Genomic DNA, 20,391 nt, shown 5'->3' with positions numbered 1-20,391 from the left:
GAGGGGTGGCAAATGATTGCCAAATACCGCCTGCTAGCATTGGACATGGATGGAACCCTGCTGAATGATGAACAACAGATTACCCCCAAAACGGTGGAATGGATTAAAAAAGCGATGGATGCGGGCGTTCATGTCTGCCTGTCCACCGGACGCACCTCCCGCGGTGCAATGCCTTATGCTGAGCAACTGGGACTTGAAACTCCGATGATTATGGTCAACGGCAGTGAGGTGTGGCGTACGCCGAGTGAGCTGTACCGCCGCTCCCTGATGGATGTGACGCTGGTTAAGACCATGCATGAAATGGCCGAAGAATACGGGACTTGGTTCTGGGCGTGTTCAGTAGACGAGGTTTACAACCGCGACAATTGGGATGGGGATATCGAAGGCCGGGAGTGGCTTAAGTTCGGGTATTCCACAGAGGACGATGACATCCGCCATAAGCTGCTGATGCGGCTTCAAGATCTGGGCGGACTCGAAATTACGAATTCTTCACCAACCAATCTGGAGATTAATCCGCTGGGCATCAACAAGGCTTCAGGTATCCGGGAGGTCTGCAGGCTCCTGGGCTTAGAGATGTCCCAGGTTGTCGCTGTAGGGGACAGTCTGAATGATCTGGCTGCGATCCAGCAGTCCGGCTTCGGTGTCGCCATGGGCAACGCCCAGGAGGTTGTGAAGCAGGAAGCGGACGCCGTCGTCGCCACGAACAATGACGACGGCATAGCAGAAGTAATCCAAAAGTATATTTTGGCCGAAGCTGAAATCGAAGTAGAAGCCCAGGCCGGAAGATCATCCGGAAAATAACAGATTTTTGCGAAGTGAATTGCAGCAGCTTATGCTATCAAAACTTTGGGAGTTGAAGGAATTGGCGATTCTGGGGTGGGTTCTGATTATTGCTTTGTTCGCCGTGGGGCTTGCCGGAGCAGTGTATCCCATACTGCCGGGCGCACTGGCGATTTATCTGGCCTTTTTCGTATACGGCTGGTTCTTTTCCTTTGATCCGTTTGGTGCGGGATTCTGGATCACTCAGACGCTGATCGTGGTTGTGCTGTTTGTGGCGGATTATGTGGTCGGGGCCTGGGGCGTCAAGAAGTTCGGCGGCTCCCGCGCTTCGGTGATCGGCAGCACGATTGGCCTGATTCTGGGCCCGTTCCTTATCCCGGCGTTTGGCCTGCTGATCGGCCCTTTTGTCGGCGCATTTGCCGGTGAGCTGATCGCCGGCTCCAAGCCCGGCAAAGCCTTGAAGGTGAGCTTTGGCTCACTGCTTGGCTTATTCAGCAGCACGGTCGTCAAAATCGTGCTGCAAATTGCCATGGTCGTCCTCTTCTTTATCTGGATTGGCCGGTATTAATTTAACAGCGAAGAAGGCGAAACAGTTTGTCCACCAAGAAAGAGTCTTTTGTCAAAGGCACGCTTATCCTGGCCGCGGCGGCGCTCGTGGCCCGCGTGCTTGGTCTTGCCCAGCGGGTGCCGCTGGAGCATTTATTCAATGATATCGGCAATGCATCATTTACGCAGGCCAACAACGTGTATTTGATGCTGCTGCCGCTGGCTACAGCAGGTATTCCGAGTACGCTCAGCAAGATGGTGTCTGAGCGTTATGCCCTGAACCGGCCGCATGAGGCGCAGCAGGTATACCGCGCGGCGCTTATTTTTGCTGCGGTGGTTGGTGTGCTGATGAGTACAATCCTGTACATAGCGGCTCCCTACTATGCAGAGTATAGCAAGGTGCCTGAGAGCACGCTGGCGATCCGGGCGATTGCCCCGGCGCTGCTGCTCTTTCCGATGATCGCGATGATGCGCGGTTATTTCCAGGGACGCAACAATATGATGGCTGGCGGCATCTCACAGATCATTGAGCAGATTGCCCGGGTATCCACGGCGATCCTGCTTGCCTTTATTCTGCTGCGCCAGGGCTACAGCAATACCTGGATGGCTGCCGGCGCCTCCTTCGGCAGCGTGCTTGGCAGCATCGGGGCTTTTGGCGTGATGCTGTATTATGCGGTGAAGCTCCGCCGCAGCGAGGAGCAGAAAGCCCTGTACGATTCCAGTCAAACCCGGATTCCGCTGCTGAAAATCTATAAGGATATCTTTAAGCTGTCCATACCGATTGTACTCTCTTCCGTTACGGTTCCGGTCGTGAACTTCATTGATACCTCATTCATTGTTCCGCTGCTCAGCGGGCAGATCGGGCGGGAAGCCGCTACTCAGGCCCTGGGGATCTTCGGCAGCCGGGCGCAGAGTGTAGCCGGAATTCCGCCGGTGCTGTCCATCGCACTCAGCACCTCGCTGATTCCGGTCATTTCCGCCGCTTATGCAAGACGCGAAGAGGCGCACCTGAAGCGGCAGATCACGCTGGCGCTGCGGATTTCGATTTTGACGGGGACGCCTATTGTCCTTTCGCTCGTTGTAGCGGCGTATTCCGTGAACGGCCTGCTGTTCAGCAGCCTGGACGGCAGCGGCATTGTAGCCATGCTGACCCTCGGGACGATTTTCCAGATTACGATGATGACGACCAACTCCATTCTGCTTGGGATGGGAAAGGCGCGGATTTCCATGTACTATGTGCTGGCGGGTCTGCTGGTCAAATTCGGGTCCAACTTCCTGCTCAGCCGCTTGTTCGGTATTTACGGCATTATTGCTGCCACGGCGCTGTGCTTCATTGTGATTACCCTGCTTAACCTGAGAATGCTCAAGACTATCGTTCCTTTCGAGATCCTAGGCAAACGCTGGGGCGGCTTCGCTGTTGCCGTATTGGCCGCCGGAGGGATTGGCTACGGACTGAACGAGGCGGGACAGCTGCTTACCCATATGATGCCTGCGCGCCTGGCCTTCCTGATCACTTGCCTCGTTGTAGGGGCGGCGGTGGTTATCGTCTACCTTGTGCTGCTCATTGTTCTGGGGGTGCTGAGCCGTCAGGAAATCGCCGGTTATCCACGGCCGCTGCAGAAGCTGCTGGGTCCGCTCATGAAGCTGCAGCCTGAACGTGTTCGTTCTGAGCAATAAATCTGTGATCATTGTCTTATTCTGTCTTTTTTATTTGACTTATTCCTGACAATTTGATTCACTTAAAGAAAAACCAACAAAACAGCTTACTCTTAATTCAGAAGGGACTGTTCAATTTATGGATAAAATTACTTCGCCTGCGGAATTTCAGGTGGCGATTCAATCGCCCCGTCTGACCGTGGCCGTGTTCAAAGCCGACTGGTGCTCCGACTGCAAGTTCATTGATCCGTTCATGCCTGATGTGGAGCAGAAATATAATGAACGCCTCACACTGGTTGAAGTGGATGTTGACGCTGTAGGCGATGTCAGCCAGGAACAGAATATTCTCGGCATTCCCAGCTTTGTTGCGTATAGCGATGGCCGCGAGCTCGTAAGGTTCGTGAACAAGCTGCGCAAATCCCGTGAGGAGATCGAGGGATTTCTGGACAGAGCGCTCGAAGTTTATCTGACCATACACAAGTAATCACATTGCACCGCTTTGCCCTACCCGAGCAGAAGCGGTGTTTTTCTAAACCGGGCGCTGCAAAGGCTTTCAACCAAGCACTATTTCCCATTCATTCCTATAAAATTGCGGGTGATCTCATTGACGATGAATCAATTGAAATGGCTCAGCTACATCACTTGTCTAATTATGTTTATGGCTCTGCTCGGCGGAGCCGTGGTCACCAAAACAGGTTCCGGGCTGGAGTGCGGCAATGAATGGCCGCTGTGTCACGGAAAGCTTGTTCCTGCCTATACGATAGGCTCCCTCATTGAGTACACCCATCGTCTGTTTAGCGGTCTTGCCGGTCTGCTGTCCCTTGCTTCAATGTTTGCCTTTTGGCGTTATGCCCGTGAGCGGAGAGATCTGCAGGTGTTCGCCCTGCTGACGCTTTTATTTGTGGTAGTACAGGGAGGGATGGGGGCACTTGCGGTGATCCGGCCACAGTCGGCTGCGGTGATGGCGCTGCATATGGGCTTTTCGCTGATCGCTTTCGCCAGTTCGCTGATGCTTGCCCTGGGGACGAAACGCAGACATGCATGGGGGGATGATCCTCCTGTGGCGGGCCGGCGGGTCAGCAGGGGCTTCCGCAACTTAACGTGGGCGGCTGCGTTATATTCTTATATAGTGGTTTATATTGGGGCGTATGTCAGCCATACAGACTCCCAGGGAGGCTGCTCCGGGTGGCCGCTCTGTAACGGGGAGTGGTTCCCTGAGCTGTCAGGCGGAGTAACCATTGTTTTTACGCACAGGGTTGCGGCGGCGCTGCTGTTTCTCCTGGTTGCGTGCCTTGGACATCTGGCCTTCTGGAAACATAAAGCGCAGCCTGAGCTGAGAGCCCTTGGCATTGCAGCAGTTGTGCTGTGTCTGCTTCAAGTACTCAGCGGTGCGGCTGTTGTTCATACCCTATATAACGAAAGGCTGTACATATTTGCCGCACTGGCGCATATTCTCCTGATCGCCGGGCTTTTCGGTGTTCTGTGTTATATGAGTGTGCGCGTATGGCAGCTGGAAAGAGCGAATAAATAGTCTGCGCTCATCAAACTTTTGTGGGATAGTGCCCTGTTTGAGGAGGAACGAGATTGGGATATGGTAATTTGCGTCAATGGATTGAACAGCTCCGCAAGGATAAGGATCTTGCCGTAATTGATGCTCCGGTGGACCCTTATTTGGAGCTTGCGGAGATTCATCGGCGTGTGGTACGGGAGGAGGGGCCGGCTCTGCTCTTCACAAATGTAAAAGACACGCCGTTTCCGGTAGCGACGAATCTGTTCGGAACGGTGCGCCGGGCCAACCAGGCCTTCGGGACCCGCCCCGAGCAGCTGGTGAAGACCCTCATGGGCGCCATGGAAACAGTGCTGCCGCCAACAGCATCCGGGCTCTGGAAGGAGAAACGGCTGCTGCTGGACCTGCTTAAGGTCGGGACCCGGAATGTGCCGCAGGGAGAAGCGCCTGTGCTTGGGGTCTGCCGCAGCACCGAGCCGCTGAAGGAACTGCCGCGCATCACCGGCTGGCAGGAGGAAGGGGGACCTTCTCTGACCTTGCCGCTGGTCTATACCGAGAGCATCACTCATCCGCAGAACCATAATCTTGGAATATACCGTGTTCAGATATATGATGACAGCAAAGCGGGGGTCTATTGGCAGAAGCATAAGGGAGGCGGCTTTCATCACCGGGAGGCGGAGCAGCTCGGCGAGCCGCTGCCCGTGTCCGTTTTTCTCGGCGGGCCTCCGGCACTGATAGCCGCTGCAGCAGCTCCTGTGCAGGAACGTCTGCCGGAGCTGCTGCTGGCATCGCTTGTGCTGGGCGGCAAGCTGCAGATGGTCAAGGACCCGATGGGCGGGCACCGGATTCCCGCTGAAGCGGAATTTGCCATCCGGGGACTGATTGCCCCCCATGAGCGGCGGATGGAAGGACCGTTCGGGGATCACTATGGATTTTATTCCACACCCCGCCATTTCCCTGTGATGCATGTGCAGCGTATCTGGCACCGCAAGGATGCTATCTACCCGGCAACGATCATCGGCAAGCCGCGCCAGGAGGATTATTATCTCAGGGAATACATACAGCGGCTGCTGGCCCCCGTATACCCGCTTTTGATGCCTTCCGTCAAAGCGTTGTGGGAATACGCCGAATGCGGCCCTCACTCACTGGTGTCTGCCGTAGTAAGGGAGAGTTATCCCAGAGAAGCGGTGGTGTCAGCCTACCGCATCCTGGGGGAAGGCCAGCTGTCACTGACCAAATTTCTGCTGCTGACCAATGAACCCGTGGAGCTGGCAGAGTTCCCTAAGCTGCTGGAAAGTGTGCTGGAGCGCTTCAATCCCGCCTCGGATTTCCTGGTGTACGGAAATGCCGCCCCGGACGAGCAGGACCATTCGCCCAATGCGATGAACCATGGCAGCAAGGCCATCATGCTGGGCGTGGGAAATCCGGTGCGTGAGCTGCCTTCTGCTTACACGGAAGGTCTTCTCCCGGGTATTAATGAGGCAATTCCTTACTGCCGGGGATGTTTGGCTGTTTCCGGTGCATCCTATGAAGAAGATCCTGAGCTTCCTTCCCGGCTAATCGCAGCTCTGCGTGCACAGGAAACAGCCTGGCCGCTGGTGTTTGTAGTGGATAATGCCCCGGATACGGTGCGCACGCAAACTTCATTCCTGTGGACGGTGTTCACGAGGTTCGATCCGGCCAGTGATATCTACGCCGAATACGAGATCAAAAGCCATCATATCGGCTATAAGCTGCCCCTTGTGATCGATGCCCGGATGAAGCGGGATTACCCCGAGGAACTGGTTCCGCGCGAGGATATTGTCCAGCGGGTCGACCGCAACTGGAACAGCTATTTCCCACACTGAGGAGGATGCAGGATGCTGCGGATATTACTCGGAGAACCGCCCCGCGAGAACAGTGGTGTGCTGGCTGAAGCCATGGACAATATGGCGAAGGCGGCATCCATGCTGCGCAGGGAGATGAACACCCATGAAGACCCGGATCATGAATCCCGCAAGCTGGAAATCTGGACGCGCGGGCTGATCTCTTCCTTGGACGAGCTGGAGCAAAGCTGGTTCGCGGCTGCTTTTTTCCGCAAATCCGTTGTAGCGGGTTATATGGATGATATGTCTCCTAAGGAGCAGGGGGAATATGCGCGTTATGTTTATTTTTATAAAAATGGCTTCATCCGTGTATTCTCACTGCTGGACAAGCTGGGTACGGTTCTTAACAGTCTGTATGACCTGAATACCAGCAAAGTCAAAGTCCATTTCTCCTATTTCACTGTACTGCGCCAGTTTCAGCTGCATGAGAAGCATACAGCCCTCGCCGGGGAACTGGAGACGATCAAAAACGCCTACCGTGAACCGCTCGAAAATCTGCGCAAACGCCGCAATGCCGAGATTCATTACATGAACGCCGAAATGCAGGATGATCTGTGGCAGCGGCATCAGGGTCTCCATGACAAAATTCATCTGGAGGATCTGGACAGTCATCTGGAGGATCTGAAGCAGAGCCTGGAAATGGTCTGCAAATCCTTGGCAGCTTCCTTCAGGTACAGCAATGAGCAGTGGCACAAGGGCAAAATCGCGGCAAACCTTAAGAGAGCCCATCATTCTCAGTAAAAAGTTCCCTTTGACAAAAAACCTGAAAATTACTATACTTGAGCTTGCATTAGCATCTTACATGCTTCGGCAGCTAACTTCATAATCAACTCTTATCGAGAGCGGCGGAGGGATAGGCCCGATGAAGCCCGGCAACCGATTTGTATGGAATGCGTCACATGGTATTCTGTACAAATGTCATGGTGCTAATTCCTACAATGCCGTGCAGGTTACGGTCGTTGGCAGATGAGAAGGCAGGGTTAATACAATCACGGGGCCTCTTGCGATCTGCAATCGATCGTAGGAGGTTTTTTAGTTTTTATAAGGGTTACTTGGGGGAGGATTACTAGTTTGATAGAGCTGAAAGGTTTGACCAAGGTATATGGAAAAGGCAGCAAAGCTGCAATGGCGCTTTCGGGTCTTAACCTGTCGATTAAAAAGGGTGAGATTTTTGGGGTGATCGGCCACTCCGGCGCCGGCAAAAGCACACTGATCCGCTGCATCAATCTGCTGGAACGCCCTACGGAAGGCGAAGTTTGGGTGGATGGAGTGGAATTAACCTCACTGAGCCAGGGACAGCTGCAGGAACAGCGGCGCAAGATCGGCATGATCTTTCAGCATTTTAATCTGCTGTCTTCTGCGACGGTATACGACAACATTGCTTTTCCGCTCCGCCTGGCTGGTACGCCGAAGGCGCAGATTGAACGCAAGGTGCTGGAACTGCTCGCGCTTGTAGGACTGGAAGAGCACAGCCGCAAATATCCGGCGCAGCTCTCCGGCGGTCAAAAGCAGCGTGTCGGTGTAGCGCGGGCGCTGGCCAGCGACCCCGATGTGCTGCTCTGCGATGAAGCCACCTCGGCGCTGGACCCGCAGACAACCGACTCCATTCTCCGGCTGCTGCTGGACATTAACCGGAAGTTTCATCTGACCATTGTGCTCATTACCCACGAAATGCATGTGATTCAGAGCATTTGCGACCGGGTAGCGGTGATCCATGGCGGGGGAATTGTGGAGCAGGGGGAAGTGGCAGATGTATTCCTGAAGCCCCAACATGAAGTGACGAAGGATTTCATCCGCAGTGAGAACCAGCATGAAGGGCCGCTCCGTGTTGCACTGGAGGCAGTGCATGATAAGTACAGCAAATCCGTCAAAATCACTTTTCTTGGACAAAAGACATATGAATCTACCCTATCCCATGTGGTTCGTGGAACAGGTGTAGACTTTGCCATCCTCCAGGGGACGATTTCAACGATCAAAGAAGTGCCTTACGGCCAATTGCTTGTTCGCTTTGAAGGAAGCGCGCAAGCCGTCGAGGCGACCCTTGCCGAACTGGCGGCACAAGGTCTTGATGTGGAGGTGTTTGCCTGATGGGCGGCTTGAACTTTAACGAGATTAACTGGGAAGAAATGCTCGATGCGGGTATAGCTACCCTCCGAATGTTGGCTTATTCCGGAATTTTCACAATTATTCTTGGTTTACCACTCGGAATTGTGTTATATTTATGGGGCAGATCAAATCACGTCTTAATCAGGTCGATTTACTCGGTATTATCATTTGTTGTAAATATTCTGCGGTCTGTGCCTTTTATCATCCTGATGGTCGCCTTGATTCCTCTAAGCAAGTCCATTATGGGGACTTCAATTGGCGTATTGGGGACGATTCCGGCGCTGGTGATCGGCGCGGCTCCGTTTTTTGCCAGACTGGTGGAGACGGCACTGCGCGAGGTTGACCGGGGTGTGATCGAAGCGGCGCAGGGAATGGGAGCCTCCACAGGCCAAATCGTTTGGCGTGTGCTTCTGCCCGAGGCCCGTCCGGGCCTGCTGGCCGGAGTGACGATTACGATTGTTACCTTGGTCTCTTACACAGCGATGTCTGGAATGATCGGCGGCGGGGGCCTGGGGGACCTGGCTATCCGTTACGGCTATTACCGTTACGAGAAGGAAGTTATGATTACCTCCGTGGCACTGATGGTTATTCTGGTGCAGCTGCTGCAAATGGCCGGCGACCGGCTGGTACAACATTTTACCCGGAAATAAGGCAGTTTCCTATAGAGCCTTATTCATACAAAAATAATGAGATGGAGGGGATTTACAAATGAAAAAAGTATTGCTCACATTCTTCAGTTTGACCTTGGTATTGGTGCTGGCAGCTTGCGGCAACAACAATAAAACTAATAATGCTGCAAATTCTGCGGCTACGAACGCTCCGGCTGCGGATGCTTCCGCAGAACCCGCAACTGAACCTGCTGCAGAACCGGTAACCCTGGTGGTTGGCGCATCGCCAAAACCGCATGCAGAAATTCTGAAGGCCATTGCTCCGCTTCTGGAGAAACAGGGCATCAAGCTGGAAATCAAGGAATTTACCGACTACATTCTGCCGAATACGCAGCTGGCCGAGAATGAACTGGATGCGAACTTCTTCCAGCACAAGCCTTATCTGGATGATCAGAATAAGCAAAACGGCACGGACCTCGTATCCGTAACAGCGGTTCACGTAGAACCTTTCGGTGCTTACTCCAAAAAAATTAAATCGATCGGCGAGCTGGCTGACGGTGCAAAAGTAGCGATTCCGAACGATGCCACCAACGGCGGCCGCGCGCTGATCCTCCTGGCCAAAAATGGCCTGATTAAGCTGAAGGACGATACGAATATTACCTCAACTACAGCCGATATCACGGAGAATCCGAAGAATCTCAAAATTGTAGAGCTTGAAGCCGCTATGCTGCCCCGCCAGCTGGATGAAGTAGATCTTGCTCTGATCAACACCAACTATGCCCTGGAAGCGAAGCTGGTTCCAACCAAGGACGCTCTGTTCATCGAAGGAACCGATTCTCCTTACGCCAATCTGCTGGTAGCGCGTCCTGACAACAAGGACTCCGATGCCATTCAGAAGCTGGCTGCAGCTCTGACTTCCCCGGAAGCCAAAGCCTTTATTGAAAAAGAATACCAAGGCTCGATCATTCCGGCATTCTAATTTAATTTCTTGAGCTGAACATCGATAAATTAAAGACCAGAGGTATCCGATAGCCATGAAGGCTGCGGAGCACTTCTGGTCTTTTTGCAGATTCAGATTTATGTTGTTAATGCATTGGGCGCTTCTGCGTATTAACTTAGGTAAGATTGGTAACAAACAAATTGCGCAATTTGTTGAACATCTGCTGCTTATGAAGCCGAACAGGAGAGGAGGGAGAGAGTTGGAAATTGCAAGCGTGAAGACTGGAACATATCGTGAGACAACTGCCAGTGCCCGGGAGGAAGCTTTGTCCACAGAGGCGTTCACCCGGCTCTATAATTTGTACCAGAAACGCGTTTACAAATATATCTGCTACCGGATCAACAATCATTTTGCCGCGGAAGATATCTGCAGCCAGGTATTCGAAACCGTCATTTCCAAATATGAAACCTTCTCAGCGGAAAAATCAGGGTTTGAGGTATGGCTGTTTGCGATTGTAAGAAATGCGGTGACGGATTATTTCCGCAGGCAAAAGAAAGGCAGCCACTTCTCGCTGGACACACTGCTGGATTTCGTACTCCCCAAGCCATCCCCGAGGAACTGGTCATCCGGGATGACAATCACCGGGAATTATTCAAGGCCCTGGCGAAGCTGCGCGACAAGGAACGCAATATCATCGCGATGAAGTACGGCGCGGGACTGAAGAATACAGAAATAGCGGCTCTGCTGGGCGTAAGTGAATCCAATATTGGCGTTGTAGTGTACAGAAGCTTGAAAAAACTGCATAAAGCCTTGGAGGCAGGAGGGTTCAAATATGAGTAAAACACAGGACGCGGAACATTTAAGGAAGCTTAGCGAGCTGCTTGAGCATATGGATTTGGACAATTCCGCCTCGAGGGAAAAAATTCATCACCGCTTAATCCACAAAATGGAGACAGGGTCAATTGCAGCCCAGAACCTAAAAAAGGATGGGGTATTTATGAAAAAGAGCAAATGGAGAACGGGTATAGTCGTTGCATGTTCTGTGGTCACCCTGGGAGGCGCATTCTCGGCTACTTCCTACGCCCAGGAAATGTTCAAATCCATTGTAGCGCAATTCCAGGTGGGCAATATGAAAATCACACAATATGATGAGGAAGTTCCGGCTTCCCCGGCAGACAGCACAACCTCCGAAACTGCTGGTAATGAATCCGGTGTGATTGAATTGCCGACACCTCCTGACCTGACCGTGCAGGAAGCCCGTGCAGTGCTGGACATTAACTTTCCGGCGCCAGCCAGCCTTCTGGATTATAAGTTCGTGAGTTGCACTATTCAAGGAGACAGCATGATTGGAGTCAATTACGCAAAAGGTGAAGAGACGGTCAATTTCCTGATTTCAAAAGGTGGCGATAACGGAATCAGCACCGCCGGTGCGGTCACAACCGAAATTATTAACGGTACCAAAGTATACCATGCGAATGGGATAGTAATCTGGGAGCAGAAGGGGTTTACAGTTGAATTGTACTCCCAAAAGGACTTCGACTCTGCTGTGCTCGGTACCATCATTGACAGCTTTACCGTCGGTCCCCCTCTCAAGCAAGAAGAGATCGATAAAGCGAAGAAAAAAGTGGAGAGCTCGGACACAAGCAGCGTGGCTGCTCCCGCACCGGCACACTAGGTTGATCCCGAATGCGAAATCCACTATAATAAAAAAAATCCCGGCCTTCTTCATCCGAGGCCGGGATTGTTATACAACGGGATTAGAATACTTGAATAACTTCTTCTACGCCTTCTACTTCTTCAAGGAGGGCGCGTTCGATCCCGGCTTTGAGCGTGATCGTGGAGCTTGGGCAGCTGCCGCAGGCACCCATAAGCTTCAGCTTAACAATGCCGTCTTCTACATCGATCAGTTCGACGTCGCCGCCATCGCGCTGCAGGAACGGACGAAGTTTATCGAGCACTTCCAGTACTTCATCATACATGGTGGTGCTTTGCAGATTCTCACTCATTTCTCAATCACTCCTTTCGTATGCTTATTATAGTACAAAAAGTTAAAAAATAAAATGGTTCACACAGAATAAGGAGAACATCATGAGACCACTTATTGAATTTTGTGCCAGCAATATCGGACACGGCACAGAACCGCTCAAGCGCAAGCTGGAACTCAATCCCGAATACGATGTCATTGAGTATGGCTGTCTGAACAATTGCGGACAATGCTATCTGCAGCCGTTCGCCATGCTTGACGGTGAGATCATTGAAGCGGAAACACCGGAAGAGCTTGAAGCGGCCATAGAGGCTGCAATAAAAGAACAAGAAGCCTGGGACAATCTTGAGATCGATTAGTCCCAGGCTCATATTTTAGCCAAAATGCCGTTTGGACATCCAGAGCACACCGCTTTTCAGCAAACGGGGAACCCGCCCCATGACAGAGCGGCGGCCCATCAAGCCAAAACCGGCATTTTTGCCCAAAGAGCCAAGGGTGCCCTTCAGCTTGATCTTGTGCAGCTTCGGCGTTTCATCGCGCCATAGGGCCTGCATGATCTGCGCCACCTGTTCACCCTGCGCTCCGGCCGCCTGCGCGCTTGGCGCGAAGGGAAGGCTGGCACAGTCGCCGATCACATAGACCTCCGGATAATCCGCCACATTGTAATAAGGCTCTACAATAATTCGTCCGCCCCGGTCTTTCGGCAGCTCAAGCTGCTGCACGACCTCCACCGGCTGGATGCCGGCGGTCCATACGGTCACATCACCGGGAATAGCCTGGGTGCCATTGAAGATGGCATCCTTTTCGACATGGGATACGGAGATATGACCCAATGTCTCCACATGGTGCTCACTGAACCACTCCTCCACATACTGCGACAGCTTTGCCGGAAAAGAGGACAGTACACGTTCACCACGATCCAGAATAGAGATGTTTAGATCGGGCCGGCTTTCCCGCAGCTCTGCAGCAATCTCCACTCCGCTAAGTCCTCCGCCTACAATATTGACAGTTCCGTAAGGCCTCACATCATTCAGGCGCCGGTAAGTCTCGCGTGTACTGGAGAAGCTCTGAATGCTGCAGGTATGCTCTTCTGCACCTGGAATATTATGATAATTATCCGTACAGCCGAGAGCAATGGCCAATATGTCGTAAGACATGGGCTCTCCCGTCTTCAAAAAGATCATCCGGCTCTCCAGATCTATGGAGCCTACCTCGCCGTAACGTACAGTAAGACGCGGGTGCACCGGGAACTGGATGCGCAAATGATAATCGGTGACGGTGCCCGCAGCCAGTGCGTAGTATTCTGTCTTGATTCCCTGGTAAGGCATCCGGTCAACTAAAACAATTTCCACATCGCGGGGCAGATGGTTGTCGAGTAATTCTTGAATGAGGGCAAGGCCGCCGTAGCCGCCGCCCAAGACGAGTAATGTTCTCATGACATCGTCCTTTCGAATAGGGCTCAGTTATGGTCATTGCAGCAGCTGCCGGATGAACTCCGGCTTGCAGTTATTCGTATACCTTAATTTCGTTATAGAACGTGTCCCGCTCTACCGGAATCTTTCCGGCACCTTTTACCAGCCAGATCAGCTCTTCACGGGTCAGCCCCTCTGGAGTCAAGGCTCCGGCCGCATGGCTGATGCGTTCCTTCAGAATCGTACCGTGCACATCCGAGGCGCCGAAGCTGAGTGCGACTTGGGTAAGCTGTGGCCCGATATTAATGAAGTAGGCCTTAATATGGTCGAAATTATCCAGCATTAAACGGCTGATCGCAATCGTTTTGAGATCCTCATAAGCCGAGTTGCGGCGCATAATGCCGGCATTCTTGTTCTTGGGCTGCATAGACAATGGGATGAACACCATGAAACCGTTCGTTTCATCCTGCAGGTCGCGGATCTGCAGCATATGGCGCACGCGGTCCTCATGCGATTCAATCGAGCCGTACAGCATCGTGGTATGAGTCTTCATCCCGAGCTGGTGTGCGGTCCGGTGGACCTCCAGATATTCCTCTACATTGGCTTTGTTGACACGCATTTTTTTCCGGTATTGGTCGGACAGAATTTCTGCACCGCCGCCAGTAAGAGACTGAAGTCCGGCAGCACGCAGCTCCTCAAGCACCTCGCGGATGCTCAGTCCGCTGATCCGTGTGAAGAAATCAATCTCTGCCGCTGTGTACGCCTTCAAAGTCACCTGAGGGAACGCTTCGTTCAAGGCTTTGAGCGAATCAACATAATATTGAAAGGGCACCTTATCATTATGGCCGCCGACAATATGGAACTCGCGCACTCCGGGATGGATATGCTGTTCGACATATTGCACCATTTCCTGACCGGAAAGGGTATAGGCGCCTTCTTCACCGTCATCTTTGCGGAAATTGCAGAATGCGCAGTGTGCTTCGCAGACATTGGTGAAATATAGGCTCATATTTTCGATAAAATATACCTTGTTGCCGTTCTTCCGCTGATTCACCTCATTCGCCAACTGGCCGATGGTTAGCAAATCGTTGCTTCCATATAAATAAACGCCATCTTCCAAATTTAATCTTTCTCCGCCGCGAACCTTGTCGATAATGTTCGCCATTCTGGCATCGGTCTGGGGTGTTATAAGAGTAGACATATAATTTCCTCCTGAAGGTTTTGGCGAAGCAAGCGCATCGCAGAATCATTCCCGAAACAAACTTAGGGAGTGGCCGTCCATTACAAAAAGCTGCGATGTCAGCTGACTGCGTGACAATTTTCCGAATTTTCGCATATCGCTTTACCTATTATAAACCTCTCACCAGGGGGTAGCAACCGCTGAGAGAAGATGGATTCGCATGTGTAACTGCGCCGCGCAGGTGCAGTTTGGACTTGAGGGCAGGGGGATAGTGGAGTATACTTATTTTTATATAGACAGTTACTTTTGGCCGGGCAGGCTGTAGAATACAGAATAATTTTTCAGGAGGTTAGAGACTATGATTACAATCAGTGAAGCAGCAGCAGGACAACTCAAGACCATGCTGGCTGAACAGGAAATCCCGAATATGTTCCTTCGTCTTGGTGTAACTGAAGGCGGCTGCAGCGGCTTCTCCTACGCTATGGGCTTCGACGACAACGAAACTGACCAGGACGTCTATATGGATGTGCAGGGCATGAAGGTTGTCGTTAGCAAAGATGATATCCGTTACCTGAACGGCCTCGAGATCGACTTCGAGGAATCCGGCATGACCGGCGGGTTCACCATCAACAATCCGAACGCCACCGCTACCTGCGGCTGCGGCTCAAGCTTCCGTACGAAGGACGATGCCGGCAAGCCTGCGGCTGAGCCTTGCTAAACCCCGGCTGAATGTATCTGCTGCTGCTCTAGGCTGTAGCCGATGATTGATACACGCGGATATAAGCGAAGGATTCGTGGCTCAGCGTTGCGGATTGAGGGATTGAGGCAAAACATTCGGGTGTAGCGGAATTACTCGGATGGTGGCGCTGAAACTGAAGTAAGCTATAGAGTTAAGTGGAATTTCTCCCACTAATCCGAGACTTTTGACTGCTGTGCCCTCATTAGGTGGAATAAGTACAACTAAAATGGCCCATTTAGGCGGTATCAGCTAAGTTCCTCCGAAATAAGTGGAGAAAATCCCACTAAATGCTACTGAGCTAACAGAATGCTATAATTTAGTGGAGAAATTCCACTTAAGGTTAGAGTACCTGAGTGCCATTACTTTTCTAATTCATATAACCGGCTGCTGTACCGAAGTCTTCAGGTGAATGTGCCTGGAGGCTTTTTTGTACGTTGGGGCAAGCTAAACTCCGTTTCCAGTTTTTAGTTGGACTAGTATAATGAAAGAGTAATAATCAAAAGAACAACCAGTCTCCCTTGATAAAAATTAAACAGCGAATATTTCAAAAAAATGCTGTCTGCGCGATTGCAAAATATCTATTTTAGGAGATGCCCAAAATGCCGGAAACCATTAAAAGCATGGAGAATTTGCTCAGCATGCTGGATTCGCTGATGAGGGAGCCCGCCCCGTTTTGGAATAAATTCTATTGTAACCGAACGAAGGGAGTTCCCTTTTTTGCAGATAAGCCGGATGAGAATTTAGTCTCTTTTGTAGAAGCAGGAGTATTACAGGGAGGGCGAATGCTGGAGCTGGGCTGCGGTCCGGGAAGGAATGCGATTTATGCGGCGCTTCATGGCTTTGATGTGGATGCGGTAGATCTTTCAGAAGAAGCTATTACTTGGGCCAAAGAGCGGGCGGTTGAAAAGAATGCCACAGTGAACTTTACGCTCGGATCAGTTTTTGATCTGTCCCCCCAGTCCGAATATGATCTGGTCTATGATGCAGGCTGCCTGCACCACCTGTGGCCCCATCGGCGCATCGGATATATTGAGATGATCCATCATGCGCTGAAGGATGGAGGGTATTTTGGATTAACTTGTTTTGCTCCCGGGTTTACGGAAATGGGGGGAGCCATGGAAATAAGCGACTGGGATGTCTACCGGGATCGAAGCATGCATGGCGGACAAGCGTACAGCAAGGAGAAATTAAACGAAATCTTAGGCGGGTATTTTGAGGTGGTGGAGATTCGTATGATGAAGGAATGCACGGATAATGATCCTGTGTTCGGTGTTCCGTTTCTATGGACAAGCTTATGGAGAAAACACTCGAAGGGATAGTTGCATATGCCAGAATATTCCTTGGTCGTTCAGAACGGAACCTCTTTGGATGACTATTCCAAGAGTCTATTAAAATATGAATGTAACTATCTAAAAGTTTAAATATCCAATAAGTTGAAATCTAACTGAAGGAAGGGAACCTCGTGACTCTATTGGAAACAGAACGGCTAATCATTCGAGAGTTTACTTATGAAGATATGGAAGCTGTGCATGCATATGCTTCTGACCCTCTGGTGGCCAAGTATATGATCTGGGGACCGAACTCCAAAGAGGAAACAAGAAGTTATATCGGTCTGACCTTGGAATGGCAGAGCCAGATTCCGCGGAAGGATTTCGAGTTTGCCGTAGTTCTGAAAGAGACGGGTCAACTGATCGGCGGCTGCGGCATTCACATCAGTGAACCGGGGCAAGGGGAAATCGGCTATTGCTTCAATCCGCTGTTTTGGAGACAGGGATATACCTCCGAGGCTGCGGCTTCATTACTTGACTTCGGATTTCAGGAGTTGAATCTGCACCGGATCTACGCGACCTGCCGTCCGGAGAACGTGGGTTCAGCCAAGGTCATGCACAAGCTCGGCATGGTCTATGAAGGGCATTTGCGGGAGCATATGTGGCATAAGGGGAGGTGGCATGATTCATACCAGTATTCGGTTTTAAAGCCGGAATATGAGCTGCAGAGAGGGGGACGGTAATGATTATAGAGATAAGGCAATATCAGCAAATCAAGCTGTCCATCTGCACAAGCCATCGCATCTTTTTTTCATAGAGTATAATAAAAACCCTGTACAGAAAACTCTGTGACAGGGCGTTGCAAAGAACGAAACTTTTAATTAAGCAGGAATAATAAACTTGAAATTAATCATAAATACGACCAGTGCGGCGGCGCCCAGAGAAAAGGCGATGCAGCCCGTGCCGAGGACCCGGCGCCGGTCTTTGATGAATTTGAAGCCTAATGCGCAGACAAGAACCGTGATTCCTGCCAGAACGACGGTCATTCCAACCATTGCCACCCAGTACAGCACTTCAAAAAGCTCTGCCATGAAGAGTCCTCCCTCCAGGTCATAATACAATGAATTTTAAGGATTTTCCAGCAAAAAGTGGCTGAGGGGCAACGCCGCATGACCAGAGAATCCGACAGACTCTGCGAGCGGTTCCCCTACCGGCGGTTGCTGTCGATTGCCGTAGAAGAGGCTTGTCAGAATTTGCAGCAGCCCCGCTGCTCTCCCATATAGGATAGATAGGACATAAGCGCTGGCGGCTATATGCCCTTTTTTGCTGTGCGCACCTGCTCATACGGACAATCATACAGGAGGGCGCGGCCTTTTCTGAGTAAAGTATAGGGTAGGCTGGGAATGTGAAAGGAGAGGTTGAACAATGGCGGGAAGACAACTGGCCAGCAAGTGGCTGAAAACCGAGGCGCTGCTCAGCGATCCGCGGGTTGCCGGTTACATTCCGAGAACGATGGAATATAGCGCTGCTGGGTTGTTAGGGATGCTGGGGAAATACGGAACGGTTGTAATCAAACCTGTTGTTGGCGGTGGCGGTTTTGGGGTGATCAAAGTGTTCCGGAACAGCCGGGGATACGGCTTCACACATATGCACAGCACAAGAATGTACCGGGATTTCTCCTCCATGAAGCGTGCACTCGACTTATTTAAGGCCAAACGGAAATATCTGATGCAGCAGGGCATCTCGCTGGCCCGGATTGGCGGACGCCCTATCGATTACCGGGTCAAGGTGGCGAAGAACGGAGCACACTGGGAATTTCGTTCTATGGTCGGAAGAGTGGCGCGTCCGGGACTGTTCGTGACGAATCTCTGCAAGGGCGGAACGATGCTAAGCTGCCGTGAGGGACTGAGGATATCATTGCCGCGGGTCAGGACCTCTGCCAAAAAAGCGGAGATGCGGAGCCTGACCCTGATCTGCATAGAGGTGCTGGAACGGCATTTTCCGGGCATTGGTGTGCTTGGCTTTGATTATGCTGTGGACGGCCGGGGAAGATCTGGATTTTGGAGGTCAATACCCGCCCGAAGTGATTAAAAAATTTTTAAGAATTGACGATAAATATAATAATGAGATAGAATTGCGTTTAGTTGTGTAAGCCTTGAGGTAATATATGATAAAAAATTCCACGGAATTATGAACAATGTAAAAATATTTCAGGCAAAATACCGGCGGATTCATCCTGTGTATAACTGTTATCCCCATAGTCCACTGTGCGGCGAATGACTTCTTGGCCTTTACTAACATATTATGCACAGGATCTCCACAGTTGCTTGTGGATAGTGGGAACGCTTGTTCGAAAAATAATAGTTTGCTATGATAGATTCAGATTCAAATAAAGGAAAGGTAGGTGAACGTTATGGTTGAATTGTCGGATGAGATGCTCTTGGACTCTTACCATAGAGCAATAGAACTGCAATTAGAGCATGATTTCATCGCTCTGCTGCTCGCTGAAATTCGCAAACGGAACTTACACTCTCCAGTTCATGCGGTTCTGCACTAGAAGCCCGGAGCATACCTTTGCAGCAGATCAATCATTCAACCGCAAGCGGCACAAATAGGGTATCTTTTCAAGTTGAAGTGCAATCAACCTGAAAGGATACCCTTTTATTTGTAGAATAACAGAGGTGAACGTTCGGCTACAGCTTGAGATTGCTGCTGTGTCCGGGAGACAGCTTGGCTTCGGGATCAATATAGACCTTGGCGTTGTTCACTGCGGTAGGCGCTTCTCCGAATCCAACAGCGATCAGCTTCAGCTTACCCGGATACGTGGTAATATCACCAGCGGCGAAGATCCCCGGAATGCTGGTCTCCATTCGGGAGTCTACCACAATCGAGTTGCTCTCAATATCGATGCCCCATTCGGCAATCGGCCCCAGCGAGGACACGAAGCCAAAGTTAACGATAACACTGTCCACTTCCAGCTCCTGTGTTTCTTTGGTTTTGATGTGGGACAAGGTAACCCTGGTAATGAATTCTTCGCCGTGAAGCCCGGTAATCTCCGAAGGCGTAATGACATTGACCTTGGATGCCATCAGGTTCTCCACACTGTGCTCATGGGCGCGGAACTTATCCCTGCGGTGAATCAGGGTAACCTGCTCAGCAATGGGTTCAAGCATCAGTGCCCAATCCACAGCAGAGTCGCCGCCGCCGCTGATCAGCACCTTTTTGCCCTTGAACGCATTAAGATCGCTGACAAAATAATGCAGGTTGGCTTTTTCGAAACGCGCCGCTTCGGGAAGCTCCAGCCGGCGGGGTTCAAAAGCGCCTACGCCTGCAGTAATGATCACGGTTTTGCTGTGATATTCCGCTTTATCGGTAGTAATGACGAAATGGCGTTCGTCCTGTTTTTTAAGCGAAACAACCTTCTCCTCCAGCCGGATATCGGACTGAAACAGCTCCATTTGGCGGGAAAGGTTATCTACCAGCTCCTGACCGGTGACTTTTGGAAACCCGGCCACGTCGTAAATATATTTTTCTGGATAAAGAGCAGCAAGCTGCCCCCGAGTTGGGGCATACTTTCAATAAGGGTTACCGATGCCTGGCGCATTCCGCCGTAAAAAGCGGCAAACATCCCGGCCGGACCGCCTCCTATGATCAGCAGATCGCTCATAGGAACGGATTGCTCTATTGTCACGTAATATTACACCTCCGAGTTGATAGTTTCAAATTGCCATATTGGCTTATCTAACATTATAAACATTGTGGAGCCGACCTGCAAAGGCTTGATTTCCGCAGAAAATTGT

At 51.3% G+C, this 20,391-nt stretch carries 22 protein-coding genes, 2 pseudogenes and 1 riboswitch; of the genes and pseudogenes, 19 read left to right on the top strand and 5 right to left on the bottom strand.

Annotated features, from left to right (window positions below; all coding sequences use genetic code 11):
* Nucleotides 1–12: 12 nt before the first annotated feature.
* From JI735_RS03290 to JI735_RS03235, 13 genes are all read left to right on the top strand, one after another.
* Nucleotides 13–801, top strand: coding sequence for a Cof-type HAD-IIB family hydrolase (locus JI735_RS03290; RefSeq protein ID WP_039833774.1), 789 nt, complete (start codon nucleotides 13–15; stop codon nucleotides 799–801).
* Nucleotides 802–862: 61 nt separating this feature from the next.
* Nucleotides 863–1,348 (top strand): DUF456 domain-containing protein, encoded by a 486-nt coding sequence (locus JI735_RS03285; RefSeq protein ID WP_039833773.1) that lies wholly within the window; start codon nucleotides 863–865, stop codon nucleotides 1,346–1,348.
* Nucleotides 1,349–1,374: 26 nt separating this feature from the next.
* Complete coding sequence (locus JI735_RS03280; protein ID WP_039833772.1) at nucleotides 1,375–3,003, top strand: putative polysaccharide biosynthesis protein; 1,629 nt, start codon at nucleotides 1,375–1,377, stop codon at nucleotides 3,001–3,003.
* 118 nt (nucleotides 3,004–3,121) lie between these two features.
* A complete protein-coding gene (locus tag JI735_RS03275) occupies nucleotides 3,122–3,466 on the top strand; it encodes a thioredoxin family protein (protein WP_039833771.1) in 345 nt (114 codons plus the stop codon).
* A gap of 120 nt (nucleotides 3,467–3,586) precedes the next feature.
* Nucleotides 3,587–4,513 (top strand): COX15/CtaA family protein, encoded by a 927-nt coding sequence (locus JI735_RS03270; protein ID WP_085979249.1) that lies wholly within the window; start codon nucleotides 3,587–3,589, stop codon nucleotides 4,511–4,513.
* 53 nt (nucleotides 4,514–4,566) lie between these two features.
* Complete coding sequence (locus JI735_RS03265) at nucleotides 4,567–6,336, top strand: UbiD family decarboxylase (RefSeq protein WP_202677044.1); 1,770 nt, start codon at nucleotides 4,567–4,569, stop codon at nucleotides 6,334–6,336.
* Nucleotides 6,337–6,348: 12 nt separating this feature from the next.
* Nucleotides 6,349–7,095 (top strand): Cthe_2314 family HEPN domain-containing protein, encoded by a 747-nt coding sequence (locus JI735_RS03260; RefSeq protein ID WP_039833766.1) that lies wholly within the window; start codon nucleotides 6,349–6,351, stop codon nucleotides 7,093–7,095.
* A gap of 89 nt (nucleotides 7,096–7,184) precedes the next feature.
* Nucleotides 7,185–7,327: riboswitch (SAM riboswitch) on the top strand.
* A gap of 98 nt (nucleotides 7,328–7,425) precedes the next feature.
* Complete coding sequence (locus JI735_RS03255; RefSeq protein ID WP_039833765.1) at nucleotides 7,426–8,442, top strand: methionine ABC transporter ATP-binding protein; 1,017 nt, start codon at nucleotides 7,426–7,428, stop codon at nucleotides 8,440–8,442.
* The gene (locus tag JI735_RS03250; protein WP_039833764.1) at nucleotides 8,442–9,110 is read left to right on the top strand and encodes a methionine ABC transporter permease; all 669 of its coding nucleotides are present in this window, start codon (nucleotides 8,442–8,444) and stop codon (nucleotides 9,108–9,110) included. The genes JI735_RS03255 and JI735_RS03250 overlap by 1 nt, the downstream gene beginning before the upstream one ends.
* A gap of 58 nt (nucleotides 9,111–9,168) precedes the next feature.
* Nucleotides 9,169–10,047: a MetQ/NlpA family ABC transporter substrate-binding protein gene (locus tag JI735_RS03245; protein WP_039833763.1), complete on the top strand. Its 879-nt coding sequence runs from the start codon at nucleotides 9,169–9,171 to the stop codon at nucleotides 10,045–10,047.
* 220 nt (nucleotides 10,048–10,267) lie between these two features.
* On the top strand, nucleotides 10,268–10,711 hold the full coding sequence (locus tag JI735_RS03240) for a sigma-70 family RNA polymerase sigma factor (protein ID WP_267919140.1): 444 nt from the start codon (nucleotides 10,268–10,270) through the stop codon (nucleotides 10,709–10,711).
* On the top strand, nucleotides 10,615–10,848 hold the full coding sequence (locus JI735_RS36795) for an RNA polymerase sigma factor (protein ID WP_267919259.1): 234 nt from the start codon (nucleotides 10,615–10,617) through the stop codon (nucleotides 10,846–10,848). Before JI735_RS03240 ends, JI735_RS36795 begins: the two co-directional genes overlap by 97 nt.
* Entirely contained in the window at nucleotides 10,841–11,683 is an 843-nt protein-coding gene (locus JI735_RS03235) for a hypothetical protein (protein WP_039833761.1), read from the top strand. The genes JI735_RS36795 and JI735_RS03235 overlap by 8 nt, the downstream gene beginning before the upstream one ends.
* An 82-nt stretch (nucleotides 11,684–11,765) precedes the next feature.
* Here JI735_RS03235 and JI735_RS03230 read toward each other — a convergent pair whose 3' ends face one another.
* Complete coding sequence (locus tag JI735_RS03230; protein ID WP_020426351.1) at nucleotides 11,766–12,014, bottom strand: NifU family protein; 249 nt, start codon at nucleotides 12,012–12,014, stop codon at nucleotides 11,766–11,768.
* Nucleotides 12,015–12,096: 82 nt separating this feature from the next.
* On the opposite strand from JI735_RS03230, the gene JI735_RS03225 reads away from it, so the two are divergent.
* Nucleotides 12,097–12,351, top strand: a complete 255-nt coding sequence (locus JI735_RS03225) for a YuzB family protein (protein WP_020426352.1) — start codon at nucleotides 12,097–12,099, stop codon at nucleotides 12,349–12,351.
* Nucleotides 12,352–12,366: 15 nt separating this feature from the next.
* Here the strand turns inward: JI735_RS03225 and JI735_RS03220 are convergent, their stop codons facing one another.
* The gene (locus tag JI735_RS03220; protein ID WP_039833760.1) at nucleotides 12,367–13,428 is read right to left on the bottom strand and encodes an NAD(P)/FAD-dependent oxidoreductase; all 1,062 of its coding nucleotides are present in this window, start codon (nucleotides 13,426–13,428) and stop codon (nucleotides 12,367–12,369) included.
* Nucleotides 13,429–13,498: 70 nt separating this feature from the next.
* A complete protein-coding gene (gene mqnE / locus JI735_RS03215; RefSeq protein WP_020426354.1) occupies nucleotides 13,499–14,605 on the bottom strand; it encodes an aminofutalosine synthase MqnE in 1,107 nt (368 codons plus the stop codon).
* Between the two features lie 337 nt (nucleotides 14,606–14,942).
* On the opposite strand from mqnE, the gene JI735_RS03210 reads away from it, so the two are divergent.
* From JI735_RS03210 to JI735_RS03200, 3 genes are all read left to right on the top strand, one after another.
* Complete coding sequence (locus JI735_RS03210; protein WP_020426355.1) at nucleotides 14,943–15,302, top strand: HesB/IscA family protein; 360 nt, start codon at nucleotides 14,943–14,945, stop codon at nucleotides 15,300–15,302.
* A 611-nt stretch (nucleotides 15,303–15,913) separates the two neighbouring features.
* A complete protein-coding gene (locus JI735_RS03205; protein ID WP_039833759.1) occupies nucleotides 15,914–16,642 on the top strand; it encodes a class I SAM-dependent methyltransferase in 729 nt (242 codons plus the stop codon).
* A gap of 143 nt (nucleotides 16,643–16,785) precedes the next feature.
* Entirely contained in the window at nucleotides 16,786–17,334 is a 549-nt protein-coding gene (locus tag JI735_RS03200; RefSeq protein WP_039833758.1) for a GNAT family N-acetyltransferase, read from the top strand.
* Between the two features lie 138 nt (nucleotides 17,335–17,472).
* Here JI735_RS03200 and JI735_RS03195 read toward each other — a convergent pair whose 3' ends face one another.
* Nucleotides 17,473–17,682, bottom strand: coding sequence for a hypothetical protein (locus JI735_RS03195; RefSeq protein ID WP_020426357.1), 210 nt, complete (start codon nucleotides 17,680–17,682; stop codon nucleotides 17,473–17,475).
* A gap of 334 nt (nucleotides 17,683–18,016) precedes the next feature.
* Between JI735_RS03195 and JI735_RS03190 the strand changes: the two are divergent.
* Nucleotides 18,017–18,678, top strand: a pseudogene (locus tag JI735_RS03190) (YheC/YheD family protein).
* Nucleotides 18,679–19,004: 326 nt separating this feature from the next.
* Nucleotides 19,005–19,148 carry a sporulation histidine kinase inhibitor Sda gene (gene sda, locus JI735_RS03185; RefSeq protein WP_042217282.1) on the top strand — a complete coding sequence of 48 codons (144 nt, stop codon included), beginning with the start codon at nucleotides 19,005–19,007 and terminating at the stop codon, nucleotides 19,146–19,148.
* Nucleotides 19,149–19,284: 136 nt separating this feature from the next.
* Here the strand turns inward: sda and JI735_RS03180 are convergent.
* Nucleotides 19,285–20,258 (bottom strand): annotated as a pseudogene (locus JI735_RS03180) (NAD(P)/FAD-dependent oxidoreductase).
* Nucleotides 20,259–20,391: the final 133 nt, after the last annotated feature.

Source organism: Paenibacillus sonchi (genome assembly GCF_016772475.1).
Lineage (GTDB): Bacteria > Bacillota > Bacilli > Paenibacillales > Paenibacillaceae > Paenibacillus_AQ > Paenibacillus_AQ sonchi.
This window is presented reverse-complemented; position numbering and strand designations above follow the sequence as displayed.

Coding starts and splice junctions, on each gene's coding strand:
- JI735_RS03290 (WP_039833774.1), top strand. CDS start 13: ATGATTGCCAAATACCGCCTGCTAGCATTGGACATGGATGGAACCCTG.
- JI735_RS03275 (WP_039833771.1), top strand. CDS start 3,122: ATGGATAAAATTACTTCGCCTGCGGAATTTCAGGTGGCGATTCAATCG.
- JI735_RS03260 (WP_039833766.1), top strand. CDS start 6,349: ATGCTGCGGATATTACTCGGAGAACCGCCCCGCGAGAACAGTGGTGTG.
- JI735_RS03250 (WP_039833764.1), top strand. CDS start 8,442: ATGGGCGGCTTGAACTTTAACGAGATTAACTGGGAAGAAATGCTCGAT.
- JI735_RS03245 (WP_039833763.1), top strand. CDS start 9,169: ATGAAAAAAGTATTGCTCACATTCTTCAGTTTGACCTTGGTATTGGTG.
- JI735_RS03235 (WP_039833761.1), top strand. CDS start 10,841: ATGAGTAAAACACAGGACGCGGAACATTTAAGGAAGCTTAGCGAGCTG.
- JI735_RS03230 (WP_020426351.1), bottom strand. CDS start 12,014: ATGAGTGAGAATCTGCAAAGCACCACCATGTATGATGAAGTACTGGAA.
- JI735_RS03225 (WP_020426352.1), top strand. CDS start 12,097: ATGAGACCACTTATTGAATTTTGTGCCAGCAATATCGGACACGGCACA.
- JI735_RS03220 (WP_039833760.1), bottom strand. CDS start 13,428: ATGAGAACATTACTCGTCTTGGGCGGCGGCTACGGCGGCCTTGCCCTC.
- mqnE (WP_020426354.1), bottom strand. CDS start 14,605: ATGTCTACTCTTATAACACCCCAGACCGATGCCAGAATGGCGAACATT.
- JI735_RS03210 (WP_020426355.1), top strand. CDS start 14,943: ATGATTACAATCAGTGAAGCAGCAGCAGGACAACTCAAGACCATGCTG.
- JI735_RS03205 (WP_039833759.1), top strand. CDS start 15,914: ATGCCCAAAATGCCGGAAACCATTAAAAGCATGGAGAATTTGCTCAGC.
- JI735_RS03195 (WP_020426357.1), bottom strand. CDS start 17,682: ATGGCAGAGCTTTTTGAAGTGCTGTACTGGGTGGCAATGGTTGGAATG.
- sda (WP_042217282.1), top strand. CDS start 19,005: ATGGTTGAATTGTCGGATGAGATGCTCTTGGACTCTTACCATAGAGCA.